Source organism: Rhizobium skierniewicense (assembly GCF_014196515.1).
GTDB lineage: Bacteria > Pseudomonadota > Alphaproteobacteria > Rhizobiales > Rhizobiaceae > Agrobacterium > Agrobacterium skierniewicense.
On record NZ_JACIDV010000001.1, the window covers coordinates 153,941 to 166,774 of the forward strand.

The following is a 12,834-nucleotide window of genomic DNA, read 5'->3' on the forward strand; positions in this document are numbered from 1 at the left end:
ATATTCCAGTGTTTAGGTCTGTCGATGCGTTTATTCTGCGAGGCTTGGGAGATAGAGCGCGATGGAAGGAAAAATCGAAAGCAGCACGATCAGCACGGCCATGGCGCCCACAAAGGGCAGCGAACCGATGATAACGGGTGTCATCGAACCACTTTTGCGAAGGCTGTGGACGACGAAGAGGTTCAGGCCCACAGGTGGCGTGATGAGCGCAGCTTCAACCAGCACGATGATGAGAATGCCGGTCCAGATCGGGTCGAAACCAAGCGCCAGCATGATGGGAGCGACGATGGGGATCGTGGTGATCATCATCGAGAGGGATTCCATGAAGCAGCCAAGGATCAGGTAGAAGACCACCACGACAAAAATCATCGCGACCGGTGAAAGGCCGAGGCCAGAGATCGAACTGGTGATGACATCGGTAATCCCGGTCGCCGACATGACGAAGTTGAGGAAACCAGAGGCAATGATGATCAGAAGGATCATCGCCGATGATTTCATCGTCCCTTCAATCGATTCAGCCAGCATCGCGAAGTTGAGGCGGCCAAAGCAGGCAGCGAGGACGATGGCGCCGCTGACGCCGAGTGCGGCTGCTTCCGTTGGTGTTGCAAGACCGGCATAGATCGAGCCGACGACAAGCAGGAAGATGCCAAGTGGCGGCGCGAGATGGATAAGGCTGGCGAAGCGCTTGCCCCATGTTCCGTTGACGCGTGCGCCGCCCCAGGTCGGCACCATGACACAGCCGGCAATGATGGTCAGCATGAACAGCGCGGTCAGCAGCAGGCCGGGGATCACGCCGGCAAGATAGAGTTTCGGTACCGACGTGTTGGTCAATACGCCGTAGAGAACCATATTGATCGACGGCGGGATTAGGATGCCGAGCGTACCGCCAGCGGCGAGGCTGCCTAGGAAAAGAGACTCGTTATAGCCATGCTTCTTGATCTGCGGGATTGCAACTGTGCCGACAGTCGCCGCGGTTGCGACGCTGGAGCCGGAGGTTGCGGCAAACAGCGCCGACGCACCGATATTGGCGTGCATGAGGCCGCCCGGAAGCCAGGAAAGCCATAGGCTCATGGCGCTATACATGCGTTCGGCAAAGCCGGCGCGCAGCAAGATCTCCCCAAGCAAAATGAAGAGAGGAATGGCAACAAGCAGAAACTCGTTGTTGGTGCTCCAGGCAAGCTCTCCAATGGCGCGGGTAAGTGGCAGCATGGAAAATGTGGGATCAAGGACCAGACCGAGCACACCGAGTGCTGCCGCAACCGGAATAGACAGGCCGATCAGGGCCAGAAGGAGAATGAGTGTCGTTGCGATCATATGCGTTCTCCTTCGATCAAACGCTCGCCAGCTGCGGCTTCTTCTTCCGCCTCTTCCTGTGTGGAACGAACCCCGGCGATTGCCTTGACAGTATCAATATCGCCGGTGACCAGCGCGACAGACGCGCGGATCATCATCAGAGCGAGGATGAGACACATAAAGACAAGTCCTGCGAACCACAGACCTTGCGGAATGGCGAGCGGCGTGCCCAGCGGCGTGTTGGCTTGCGAATTGTTGTTGATCGATTCTGCGACAACGCCGAAACCATAATAGGTCACGAAGCCGATAAAGATGCCAAGGCAGGCCAGCGATAGCCAATCCAGTACCGCCGAAACACGGACAGGCAAGTATTGGTAGATGATGTCAACACGCACATTGGCGCGCTGCAGCGTTGCATAGGCGAGCGACCATGTCGTGCTGATCGCGAAAGCGTAACTCGACAATTCGTCGGAGCCGCCCACGGTCCAGCCGAAGAGTTTGCGTAGAAGCACGTCGACCGTAATCAGCAGGACGCTGGCAAGGGTCAGGGCGCCACTGGCAAGCACCGCCCAACGGGCTGCTTTCTCGGCAAAGCCGAAAAGCGAAGTCAGTAAAGGGATTGATCCTGTCATCATTGTTCATCCGGCTGGAGGAAAGGCGACACGGCTGCGGGTGATGCAGCCGTGTCCTGGGCTGGATTACTTTGAAGCCGTCAGTCCGAGGGATGCACCGATCGTCTCGTTGAAGTCCTTCACACAATCGGCGGAGCAACGTGCGGCCCAAGTCGGAAGGATTTTGTCCTTCAGCGTCGCTTTCAGAAGCGCCTTGTCCTCATCGGTCGGTACGACCAGCGTCATCTTGCCCTTGATAGCCTGCGTGCAGGCTGCAGCGCCTGTATTGCAATCAAACCCTTCCTGCGTCTGTGTGCCAGCAGCCTTCCAGATGTCGTCCACCATGGTTGCGATGTTTTCCTGAAGGAACGCCTGAACCTTCGGGTCAAGCTTGTCCCAGACGGATTGGTTTACGGCGTGAATCTGCTGATTCCAGTTGATTGGCAGCGCAAGCAGATGGGTGGAGACCTCATACCATTTGGCCGAGTAGCCGGAGAGGGAGCCGGTGATAGCGCAATCGACGACCTTGTTCTGCAGCGCTGGGACCACTTCCCCGAAGGCCATGGTGACGCTGGTGCCGCCGAAGGCTTCAACGAATTCCGCCTGTGTGCGGCCGGACGTGCGAACCTTCTTACCCTTCAGGTCAGCAATACCTTTAATATCGGCATTGCAGAAAACCACCTGTGCTGGATAGGTCGAAATGCCGAGAAGCTTGACCTTTGAACCTTCGCCGTAAAATTTTTCGTAGACTGGCTGGAAAGACTCCGTGACCTTGCGGGCGGTCTCGACATCAGGTGCCAGACCTGGAAGGTCAATGGCTTCATTAATGGGGTTGTCACTGGCGAAATAGGAAAGCGTCGCAGTTCCAAAGGGGATAACACCTTGTGACATGAGGCGCATCAGTTCCGGGCCTTTGAGACCCATTTCATTAAAACCCTTTATCGTTGCGGTTACCTGGCCTCCCGATTTCTCCGGAATGGTCTTGGCCCAGAATGGCTGCTCGAACTGCTGATAAGCGGTGAGGTTGCTGAGGCCGCCAACGATCTGCAACTGGGTTTTAGGCAGTTCCTGGGCTGCGGCAGCGCTTGCAACGAGGAGTGCGGTAGCAAATGAGAGGAGTTTCATGTCGTTCCCTTTTCTCTGGTTCGATCTTTCAGAGCACGAAAAAAGGCGAGCGAGAGTCAGAGACGAGACGATGTCCCGAATACCTCTTGCTTGATGCTGTGTCAGCCTGTTCCCATGCGTGCGACTTATGTCGCTTTTATTTTTTCGATTAAATGGCGATAAAGCAGGCTTGTCCAATCGTATGTTTGGAAGCGAGGTATAAATAAAGTTTATATGTTATTGATTTTCGGCGCGGCAGGAAGAACGTTTCCTGCACTGTCTCGCGCGATCTGCTGAGCCATGTTCGTGATGACCCGTGCGGCATGGCTATCGGGTCCGTCTATCCAGCTTGCGGTGAAATGCAGGTCGTTCAGTGGATCGGTATCGACGTTCAATATTTCCAGTTCACCGCGCGCTATCTCGGCGCCGAGAAAAACCGGCGTGATGACGGCGGTGCCAATGCCGTCCAGAGCCATCTTGGCAATCATGGACAGCGATGCACTGCCATACATTCGCGGTGTGGGAAAGCGATAGCGCTGCAGGATATCGCGCACTTGGCGATAGGGTGTACTGTTCGAGCCGTAGGTGATGACGGGCAGGGCAGAGATCGTTTCCAGCGACGCGTAGTTTTCCGATGAGTGAAGACCGGGCTTGGCAATCCACGCAAGAGGATATGTGCAGAGCGGCCTGTTGGCGACACGTGGTTCCAGGACTGGCCCCATGAGGAAGGCAAGATCAATCCTTCTGCTCATCAGGTAGGATTGCAACATCTCGCTCGTATCGACCTCGATCTCCAGTGTCAGGTCGGGGTAGGCAATATGAATTTCGGCAATAAGCTGCGGCAACCATGTCTGCACGATCGTTTCCGCCACTCCGAGATTAAGGCGCCCTGTCATGGCAGTGCTGTCGCGTGCGGCTTCAATCATCCCGTTGCGGGCCTGTATCAGTTGCTCCGCATGGGCCAGCAACTCCTGTCCCTTCGCCGTCAACCTCACGCCACGAGCGGCGCGATCAAATAATCTGACACCAAGCGCAAGCTCGAGTGCCGCAATGCGCTGTGATACGGCAGGTTGCGTCGTTCCGAGCTTTTCGGCCGCAGCGCGAAGGCTACCGAGTGCTGCCGCCCAGAAGAAGGTTTCAATGTTTCTGAGGTCGATCATGGGTGCAGCTAACCCTAAACCACCCCTTTCGTCCATCTGTCCCTGAGGCCAATGCGGGTATAGACGTGCTTATGTCGAGATGCCTCCTGGTCACCTTATCTCAGCAAAAACAGCTTGCGCGGCAGCTCTCACCCGTTGTCTGTCGTTTTCAAGGCTCAATGCGAGTTCGGCGCGGGCAAGTGCTTCTTTCGAATGCCGAACAGCATTGTTGCGAAAGCCCGGCGCGCCAAGTCTCGCCAAAATACCAAAGGTCTTTTGCAGACGCAGGCCGACTTCAACGATGGCTGCGCCATCTCGGGCGATGGGTGTAAACAGGTCGTCAAAGATGTCATCAAGACTGATAGGCGGAACATAGACATTGGTAAAAAGGACGGTGCCCGGCTTGGAAGTCTCCAAAGGTTCGTCCCAGACAGCCAGGACACGAAGCGAACGGGCGATCACATCGATCGCGGTACCTGGATCGTTGATGGCGGGTGACAAGGCCCGCGACGCAATTTCCGCAAGGACGGACGCGCCAAATCTCGGATCCTGATCGAACGAACGGGTGTCCTCCACGGAGAAGGACGCTTTGATATCAGCAAGCGCTTGTTCGGCATCTGCTTGCCGGACTCCATCAATCGAGGCCACTGCACGAGTCGGATCAACCAGTTGTCCAGGGATCGACCGCACGAAAATGCGCGACTTCGTCGCTGCAGCAATCTTGGAAAGCGCCCCTGTATCAAGATGCTGGATGTAGCCAATTCTGTCTATGAATACATCTATGGAAGAGACCGGAATGTCCTTCTCCCCGTCCATTCTGTTGCCACCAAGATAGGGGCTCTGGTGGCGCGCGCGCATCGCATCAATGGTCACGGCCTCCACTCGCTCCGTCGTCTCTGTCACGCGCCCCAATCGCGAGAGATGATCGATCCAGCGCAGCAATGTCACGACGATCAGTACGATGACCGCGACTGTTACGATAAACAGAACGACACGACCGCGATCGCCGTAAGCTCCGGTGCTCAGCGCAATGATGCCGACGAGGCTGAACAGGAACGAGCCAACGAAGGTCGCCAGAACATTCTGCGTCGTGCTGTCTTCCATCACCAGCTTTGTTGCACGTGGCGTTACATTGCTGGTGGCTGCCGAATAGGCAGATACCATGGTGCTGAGGGAGAATGTTGTCACTGTCAGCATGCTCGAAGCAATGATGCCGAGGATGTTATCAACGGCGTCAGCGCCGATTTGGGTCGGCAAGTCACTTGGAATATAGGGGCTGACAACGATGGCGATGAGGGCGGTGGCAACGGCAAGTATCGAAAACAGGGTCGCTCGAAACCAGATACGGCGCACGATTTTTGCAAAAAACCAACCCCAACGTGACGTCATTTAAATCCAGATCCCCCAGAAAATGCGCATTAACTCGCCTGATCAGCGTGGCGTAGCCTGACAGCGGAGAGCGCACAACCCGCGTTCACCGATGACACAGCAATTACAATGCCACAATCAACCGAATTTGCTTGAATATTGAGCAGATGACCGCGAGTTCCGCAGTGAACCGCGTCAACTTCGTGCCTCGTAATAGCACGCTCTGGCAGCGATATATGACCTCGTCAGGCAGAGTGATCAAAAAATTCGTCATAGGATAACCCTGACGCGCAAGGGTGGACGTGTTCCGTTTTCCAACCGGATCAGAATCATTCCGGTATGTCGACGACCACCAGCCTGACAGAGCATCAGAATGGTGGTCGCCGACTTCAAAAAAACGTGGACAATTTTACATCGTTCAGGCCAAGGAGAAGATTAATCCCGAAAGCGCAAAGCCCAGGAGACCGACCATTGTCTGCATCACAGTCCAGGTCTTGAACGTTGTTTTGATGTCCATATTGAAGAACCGGCCAACGAGCCAGAAGCCAGAATCGTTCACGTGGGATAACATGACCGAACCCGATGCAACCGCTATCACGATGGCCGCAAGCTCGACACCTTGATAACCCGCTGCCTGGACTGCGGGTTGGATCAGACCAGCAGCAGCAATGAGGGCGACTGTTGCAGAACCCTGTGCAACACGCAGCGCCGTCGCAATCAGGAATCCCGCCACAAAAACGGGCATGCCGATATCGGCCAAAGCGCTCGATAGCGCGTTGCCTATACCAGAGGCACGAAGAACACCACCAAACATACCACCTGCGCCAGTTATCAAGATGACCGAGCAAACCGGGCCAAGCGCGGAATCGACGATGCGTTCGATCTTCAGCGGGTCTCGACCCCGCATGGGACCGAGCACAACGGCAGCAACCAAAACGGATATGAGAAGTGCAATCGGTGTCGAGCCGATAGCGCGCAGCAGCTGGAACCAGCCCGCATCCTTGCTCACCCATTCCTGGGCGCGCGCAAAATCCAGGCCCGTATTCATGAAGATGAGAATCAGTGGTAGAAGCAGAAGAGAGATAACCAAACCGGGGCTCGGCAAGGACACTCCGTCTTCAACCGAATTTGCTTCCGAAACGTTTTCCGGCACCGGCAAGAAGATACGTTTACCAATCCAGTCACCGAAGAAATGGCCAGCAATGATCCAGGTTGGGATTGCGACAATAAGACCGATTATGATCAACAGGCCGACATCAGCACCCAGCAGTTCGGATGCTGCAACCGGGCCCGGATGCGGCGGTACGAAAACGTGCATGCAGGAAAACGCAGTTGCCACCGGTATTCCGTAGAGCAGCAGGCTGCCACCGAGACGCCGCGCGACAGTGAACATCACGGGAAGCATGACGACGAGGCCTGCGTCGAAAAAGATCGGGAAGCCGAAGAACAGGGATGCAATTCCCAAGGCCATGGGCGCGCGTTTTTCTCCAAAACGTTTGATCAGATCATCGGCCAGTGCCTGCGCACCACCGGACACCTCCAAAAGTCTCCCAAGCATCGCGCCAAGACCGACAAGAAGTGCGACGCCGCCAAGGGTGGAACCAAATGCGGTGGTCAGCGTGCTCATAATATTTGCGGTTGGAATGCCCGTGACGAGCGCCGTCAAAAAACTGATAAGGATCAGCGCAACAAAGGCATGAACACGAAATTGGATGATGAGCAGCAATAAAAGTGCCACCGCGCCAATTGCTATGAAAATCAAGGTGCCTGCGGATAAAGTCTGTTCGAATTCGGGCAAATGAACACTCCTTTGAGACGAAACGGACAACCGCCGCCCGTCAAGATAATCGCCTAGTAGCTCTACGCTTTGAGGTTGGACCATTATGTCAAAGTCAACCCGGCGACAATGCGAGAGGGTGGTTTATCAGTAACATTATTGCGCGCGGGCGCGTTGCTTCGCCGGACGGGGACGACGCAAATGATCGGAGCCTAATTCAGCGCAAACGTCCGAAGGTTTATGGGTCGGAAAAGGTCAGCGGCAAGCCGATGGAATGGGCTGCCAACCCAGGGCATCACCCTAAGCCCCATCCGGTGGGGAAAGCCGCAAAAATTCACGACACAGTGTTTATGCAGCTATGACGACGAACGGCCCAACATGGGCATCTGCGGCATCACGTCCACCCGGAAACTGAAAATGGCCGCGTCAAAACCACAAGACCGTCCATGGAAGCCCCCTTCAATTGGCAGACATATATGTTCTGATCGATGACGGCGGATATTGGACAATAATCCGATGAGAGGGTGTGGAAAGGTGATACCGATCCTATATGCACATACGCAGCGTGTTCTTAAAAGGAGCCGAACGCTTTATGCCACCGACAGACACTGGCCCCGCGTCCAGTCACCTCATTTCAAAAGATATTGATACAATTCAATTTCGTACTTTCGAATATTTCTGGCTTGGAAGTCACCCCACATCTGGATTGGCCAGAGATCGCATCCGTTCCGACGGAGCCGTCATCAACGAGATCGCCTCGGTGTCCGGGACGGGCTTTGCGCTACTTTCCGTTCTGGTTGGCAGTGAGCGAGGCTGGATTACGCGCAGCCAAGCGTTGGAACGCGCCAACACGATCACGGAATCTTTGCACAGGGCTCAGAGGTTTCACGGCGCCTTTTCTCATTTTCTGCATGCGGAAACGAGCGAAGTCATTCCTTTTGGTTCCAAGGATGACGGTGGTGATTTGGTCGAAACGGGTCTGCTGCTGCAAGGCCTGATCTGTGCTCGCCAATATTTCTCCGGCCCGACGCTGGAAGAAACACGGTTCCGAGAAAAAGCCAATGCATTGATCAAAGGCGTGGAATGGACGTGGTACACGCGCGGCGGCGGCGGTCCTATGTGGTGGCACTGGAGTCAGAAACACAGGTGGAGCCGCAACATTCCGATCACTGGCTGGAATGAAGCGCTGATCTGCTATGTGCTTGGAGCAGGCGCTGAGCAGCATGCCATAGACCCCGTCAATTATCACGCTGGCTGGGCGCGCTCAGGCGAGATGAGAAATGGAGACGCCTATTTCGACATCGTGCTTCCTTTGGGAGAACCGTATGGCGGACCTCTGTTTTTGTCTCAATACTCTTTCTGCGCGCTGGACCCTAGAGGTCTGAGCGATACCTATTGCGACTACTGGACCCAGATCAAGGCGCATACGCAGATCCACTATCGATATGGCTGCGATAAGTACCCGGACCAAAACCTGTGGGGAATGACGGCAAGCGATAGTCCTCGAGGTTACCGGGTCCACTCGCCTACGGACGACGATGACGTGATATCGCCAACCGCTGCGCTGTCGAGCTTCCCATTTCTTCCAGAGGAAGTGTCTCGTGCCGCAACGGCTTTCCTGACGTTCGCAGACGGTAAACTCATGGGGCGCTACGGGCTCGTTGACGCGTTCTCGCCCGGCTCGGGGTGGATTGCCGATACTCATCTCGCAATCGACCAGGGGCCAATCGTCGCTATGATGGAAAATTACCGGACAGGCCTGCTTTGGAGACTGTTCATGACCGCGCCAGAAGTTCAACGCGGTCTTGATCGTCTTGGTTTTACGATCGCGTGAAACCGAAACACCACTCAAGCCAGGCAGTCATCATGTCGAAAATACAGTGCATCGGTAAAGTGCGCAGGTTTGTTGGGTCGACAGGAAGCAGGCATTCCGAAGCATAGGAATTTCACCCAGGAATTGGACAGGAAAGCGGTGCGCCTGGCGCAGACGAGCGACCAGACGCAGCGCGATTGGGCCATCGCACCGGTCGCCTCACCCGCCGATGGATTCCTCGAAAAGCATCTTCGAGTAGGGGACGTTCGTAATGCCCTGGTGCAAATCGGATCGGGTCAATTCGTCGACAAAGGTACCGTCCTTCATCACCAGAACGCGATCGCACATATGCGCGATGACCGAGAGATCATGGCTCACCAGCACATAGGTAAGCGCTCTCTCGTCTCTCAAATCGCAGAGAAGATTGAGCACCTCGGCTTGAACGGAAACATCGAGTGCCGACGTGGGCTCGTCCAGAAGCAGGATCTCCGGTTCCAGCATCAGTGCACGGGCGATTGCCACGCGTTGCCGCTGTCCGCCCGATAATTGATGAGGAAAGCGATCGGCGAAGCTGGTCGGTAATCCGACCTGTTCGAGCGAACTCGCGACGCGGTCAAAGCCGCGCCCTTTGTTCATTGCGCGAATTGGCTCTGCGAGTACGCGTTCAATTCGGTGGCGGGGATGGATGGAGCCGTAAGGATCCTGAAACACCATCTGCGCCAGCAGTAACTGTTCCTTGCTTCGTTCGCGATCAACGTTCGTTCCCGCAAGGGATATCGTTCCCTGCCAATGCCGGTCCAGCCCTGCGAGCGAGCGCAGGACGGTGGATTTGCCACAACCCGATTCCCCGATAATACCCAGAGTCTCGCCCTTTTTGACCGAGAAGGACACCGATTTCACGACCTGTTTGCGCGAATCGCCCTGACCGAACGAGACGGACAGATCTTTGACCTCAATCATCATAGGCTCCCCACCGCATTGATTGTTTTCCGGTCCAGAACCTGTAAACGGTCAACAGGGCGCCTGGGATCCGGCATGGCGGCGATCAGACCTCGCGTGTAGGGATGCTTTGCCTCATCAAGGCTTTGCAGCGTTTCAATCACCTGCCCTTGATACATGACGAGGATTCTCTCGCAAAAGGATGCCACCATGCGAATGTCGTGACTGATCAGGAGAAGGGCAGAGTTGTTCTCTCGAACCAGCTGGTCGAGAAGTCGCAGGACATCGCCTCTGACACTGACATCCAGAGCTGACGTCGGCTCATCGGCAATGACGAGGCGCGGCTTGGCGAGCAACATCATCGCAATCATCACCCTCTGGCCCATACCACCCGAAATCTGGTGCGGATAAAGATCCATGGTTCGTTCAACATCGGCAATACGCACTTTTCCGAGCATCTCGGCTGCGAGCTCGAAGGCACGTTTTTTGCCGATCTTCTGGTGAAGAAGAGCCGCTTCGGCCACCTGTTTGCCAACCCTCAACACCGGGTTGAGGGAATATCGGGGGTCCTGCATGATCAACGCAATGCGATTGCCGCGAAGGCCTCGCATTGCTTTTTCGCTCCGGGAGAGCAAAGGCGAGGCTTCGAAATCGAGTGTTGAAGCTTCGACCCTTGCCGAGGGCGGTAAGAGCCGCATGATCGCACGGCCGAGGGTGGATTTGCCAGAGCCGGATTCCCCAACGATACCCACACGCTCTGCTCCCAGATCGAAGCTCACGTTCCGAACGGCCGGAATCGCGGCTTTCCCAAAGCGGACGGACAAATCCTGAACTTTAAGAATGTTTTCGTTATCGGGCATGGCGTGGATCCAGAATATCGCGAAGCGTATCGCCGACAAGATTGAACGCGAGGCTGGTGACGAGAATGGCGATACCCGGCATAACGGCGACCCACCAGTTATCGAGCATGAATTTGCGCCCGTTGGAAATCATTGCGCCCCACTCCGGATCCGGTGGTTGCGCACCCAGGCCAAGGAACCCCAGCGCTGCAGCCGTCAGAATGACGCCAGCCATGCTGAGCGTCAGCCGTACGACCACCGAAGGAATGCACATCGGCGCGATGTAGAGCAGAAGCAGTCTGGTGCTGGATGCACCGTACAGTCGGGCTGCGGCCACATAGTCCGTGTTGCGCACAACGAGCGTTTCTGCGCGCGCCAATCGTGCGATCGGTGGCCATCCTGTCAGCGAAATCGCGATGATCGCGGTGTTGAGCCCGGCTCCGAGTGCTGCCGCGAATGCAAGAGCAAGGATCAGCGAGGGAAAGCTGAGGACGATGTCTGTTGCCCGCATCAGGAAAGCATCGATGCGTCCACCCGCGAAGCCGGCCACGATCCCGATGAAAAGTCCAATCGGACCGACGATCAGCGAGACGGCAAGGACTGTCTGGATGGTGATGCGCGTACCGTAGATCAGTCGAGACAGAATGTCGCGTCCGAATTCATCGGTTCCCGCCCAGTGCGAAAGGCTTGGAGGTTGCAGTGCCTGAGACAAATTTTGCGAGGTCGCACTGTAGGGTGCTATCCATGGGGCAAGAATTGCAACGATGACCAGAAGCAGAAGCACGATAAAACCGAACATGCCCAAGGGTTCATCCGCCAGCTTTTTGAAGAAGCTCTTGAGACTTGCCACAGCGCGACTGGAAGCGCCCGAGGTCTGGCGAGGGGCGGCCAGGCTTTGATTGGTGTTCATGTCGTGGCCTCTCGCGTGCGGGGATCGAAAATCAGATAGGCCAGATCGGAAAGGAAGTTCAGCATCATGAAGATCAGTCCAATGATAAGCGTGCCGGCCAAGACAGCGTTCATATCACCCGTCATCAATGCATTGGTCATGTATTGACCGATGCCGGGCCATGAAAACACGATCTCCGTAACCACTGCGCCTTCGAGCAAGCCGCCATAGGAGATTGCGAGCACCGTGATAAGCTGTACGGCAATATTTGGCAGGAGGTGGCGCGACACGATGCGCATGCTCGACGCACCCTTGGCGCGTGCGGCGACCACATAGTCCTGGTTCAATTGCTCCAATGTGAAGCTACGTGTCATGCGGGTGATGTAGGCCATGGCAGAGTAGGCCAGGATACAAGCAGGAAGAATAATATGGTGAACTGCATTCCAGAACACCTCCGTATCGCCTGCCATCAGGCTGTCGATCAGAAGCAATCCGGTTTTGGGCTCAACAAGCCCTTCCAGATAAACGTCCACGCGCCCTGGACTGCCAGCCCACTGGAGCCCTGCATAAAAGATCACAAGGCCCACGATGCCGAACCAGAACACCGGAATGGAATGACCAACCAGTGAGATCACCCGTGTGAACTTGTCAAACCAGCTATCGCGAAAGAAAGCAGCGGTCATGCCGAGGGGAACGCCAAGCAGCGTCGATATGATAACCGCTAATGTCGCGAGTTCCAAAGTGGCAGGAAACGCGTTCTTAAGGTCCTCGGTTACGGGATTGCCTGTCAGGATCGCGGTCCCGAGGTCTCCCTGAAGAAGAGAGGTTATGTACAACCAGAACTGATGATAAAGCGGCAGGTCCAGACCCAGCCGTTCCCGCATGGCCTGATAGGCTGCGGGATCGGCCAGTTCGCCGACGATCGCACCGACGGGGTCGGTCGGCAAAATACGACCAATCACGAAGGTAACGATCAGAAGTACGAACAGGCTTATCAGCAGATGTCCGACCCGTTTGGCAAGCTCTATGAGCGTAAACTCTTTCATGTGCGCAGCGGCCTGA

11 protein-coding genes and 1 pseudogene are annotated in these 12,834 nt (G+C 55.7%); 2 read left to right on the top strand and 10 right to left on the bottom strand.

Annotation, left to right across the window (positions count from 1 at the left end):
- Positions 1–30 precede the first annotated feature (30 nt).
- From GGQ73_RS00685 to GGQ73_RS00710, 6 genes are all read right to left on the bottom strand, one after another.
- Complete coding sequence (locus GGQ73_RS00685; RefSeq protein ID WP_183893151.1) at positions 31–1,314, bottom strand: TRAP transporter large permease; 1,284 nt, start codon at positions 1,312–1,314, stop codon at positions 31–33.
- The gene (locus tag GGQ73_RS00690) at positions 1,311–1,925 is read right to left on the bottom strand and encodes a TRAP transporter small permease subunit (RefSeq protein WP_234910832.1); all 615 of its coding nucleotides are present in this window, start codon (positions 1,923–1,925) and stop codon (positions 1,311–1,313) included. The genes GGQ73_RS00685 and GGQ73_RS00690 overlap by 4 nt, the downstream gene beginning before the upstream one ends.
- Positions 1,926–1,991: 66 nt before the next feature.
- On the bottom strand, positions 1,992–3,029 hold the full coding sequence (locus GGQ73_RS00695; protein WP_183893155.1) for a TRAP transporter substrate-binding protein: 1,038 nt from the start codon (positions 3,027–3,029) through the stop codon (positions 1,992–1,994).
- A gap of 209 nt (positions 3,030–3,238) precedes the next feature.
- On the bottom strand, positions 3,239–4,168 hold the full coding sequence (locus tag GGQ73_RS00700) for a LysR family transcriptional regulator (RefSeq protein ID WP_183893157.1): 930 nt from the start codon (positions 4,166–4,168) through the stop codon (positions 3,239–3,241).
- Between the two features lie 90 nt (positions 4,169–4,258).
- Positions 4,259–5,536: a DUF2254 domain-containing protein gene (locus tag GGQ73_RS00705; protein WP_183893159.1), complete on the bottom strand. Its 1,278-nt coding sequence runs from the start codon at positions 5,534–5,536 to the stop codon at positions 4,259–4,261.
- Between the two features lie 397 nt (positions 5,537–5,933).
- Positions 5,934–7,313: a GntP family permease gene (locus GGQ73_RS00710; RefSeq protein WP_202049535.1), complete on the bottom strand. Its 1,380-nt coding sequence runs from the start codon at positions 7,311–7,313 to the stop codon at positions 5,934–5,936.
- Positions 7,314–7,534: 221 nt separating this feature from the next.
- Between GGQ73_RS00710 and GGQ73_RS22860 the strand changes: the two are divergent.
- Both GGQ73_RS22860 and GGQ73_RS00715 read left to right on the top strand, forming a co-directional pair.
- A pseudogene (locus tag GGQ73_RS22860) lies at positions 7,535–7,718 on the top strand (IS3 family transposase); the annotation flags it as partial.
- 166 nt (positions 7,719–7,884) lie between these two features.
- The gene (locus tag GGQ73_RS00715; protein ID WP_183893163.1) at positions 7,885–9,126 is read left to right on the top strand and encodes a glucoamylase family protein; all 1,242 of its coding nucleotides are present in this window, start codon (positions 7,885–7,887) and stop codon (positions 9,124–9,126) included.
- Positions 9,127–9,324: 198 nt separating this feature from the next.
- Here the strand turns inward: GGQ73_RS00715 and GGQ73_RS00720 are convergent, their stop codons facing one another.
- Genes GGQ73_RS00720 through GGQ73_RS00735 form a run of 4 tightly spaced genes read right to left on the bottom strand, consistent with a single transcriptional unit; the run spans position 9,325 to position 12,818 of the window.
- The gene (locus GGQ73_RS00720; protein WP_183893165.1) at positions 9,325–10,065 is read right to left on the bottom strand and encodes an ABC transporter ATP-binding protein; all 741 of its coding nucleotides are present in this window, start codon (positions 10,063–10,065) and stop codon (positions 9,325–9,327) included.
- Complete coding sequence (locus tag GGQ73_RS00725; protein WP_183893167.1) at positions 10,065–10,904, bottom strand: ABC transporter ATP-binding protein; 840 nt, start codon at positions 10,902–10,904, stop codon at positions 10,065–10,067. Before GGQ73_RS00725 ends, GGQ73_RS00720 begins: the two co-directional genes overlap by 1 nt.
- Positions 10,894–11,793, bottom strand: coding sequence for an ABC transporter permease (locus tag GGQ73_RS00730; RefSeq protein WP_183893169.1), 900 nt, complete (start codon positions 11,791–11,793; stop codon positions 10,894–10,896). The genes GGQ73_RS00725 and GGQ73_RS00730 overlap by 11 nt, the downstream gene beginning before the upstream one ends.
- The gene (locus GGQ73_RS00735) at positions 11,790–12,818 is read right to left on the bottom strand and encodes an ABC transporter permease (RefSeq protein WP_174155268.1); all 1,029 of its coding nucleotides are present in this window, start codon (positions 12,816–12,818) and stop codon (positions 11,790–11,792) included. The genes GGQ73_RS00730 and GGQ73_RS00735 overlap by 4 nt, the downstream gene beginning before the upstream one ends.
- Positions 12,819–12,834: the final 16 nt, after the last annotated feature.

What these genes read in the sequence shown, in the direction of transcription:
- GGQ73_RS00685 (WP_183893151.1), bottom strand. Translation starts at nt 1,314, where the DNA reads ATGATCGCAACGACACTCATTCTCCTTCTGGCCCTGATCGGCCTGTCT.
- GGQ73_RS00690 (WP_234910832.1), bottom strand. Translation starts at nt 1,925, where the DNA reads ATGACAGGATCAATCCCTTTACTGACTTCGCTTTTCGGCTTTGCCGAG.
- GGQ73_RS00695 (WP_183893155.1), bottom strand. Translation starts at nt 3,029, where the DNA reads ATGAAACTCCTCTCATTTGCTACCGCACTCCTCGTTGCAAGCGCTGCC.
- GGQ73_RS00700 (WP_183893157.1), bottom strand. Translation starts at nt 4,168, where the DNA reads ATGATCGACCTCAGAAACATTGAAACCTTCTTCTGGGCGGCAGCACTC.
- GGQ73_RS00705 (WP_183893159.1), bottom strand. Translation starts at nt 5,536, where the DNA reads ATGACGTCACGTTGGGGTTGGTTTTTTGCAAAAATCGTGCGCCGTATC.
- GGQ73_RS00715 (WP_183893163.1), top strand. Translation starts at nt 7,885, where the DNA reads ATGCCACCGACAGACACTGGCCCCGCGTCCAGTCACCTCATTTCAAAA.
- GGQ73_RS00720 (WP_183893165.1), bottom strand. Translation starts at nt 10,065, where the DNA reads ATGATTGAGGTCAAAGATCTGTCCGTCTCGTTCGGTCAGGGCGATTCG.
- GGQ73_RS00725 (WP_183893167.1), bottom strand. Translation starts at nt 10,904, where the DNA reads ATGCCCGATAACGAAAACATTCTTAAAGTTCAGGATTTGTCCGTCCGC.
- GGQ73_RS00730 (WP_183893169.1), bottom strand. Translation starts at nt 11,793, where the DNA reads ATGAACACCAATCAAAGCCTGGCCGCCCCTCGCCAGACCTCGGGCGCT.
- GGQ73_RS00735 (WP_174155268.1), bottom strand. Translation starts at nt 12,818, where the DNA reads ATGAAAGAGTTTACGCTCATAGAGCTTGCCAAACGGGTCGGACATCTG.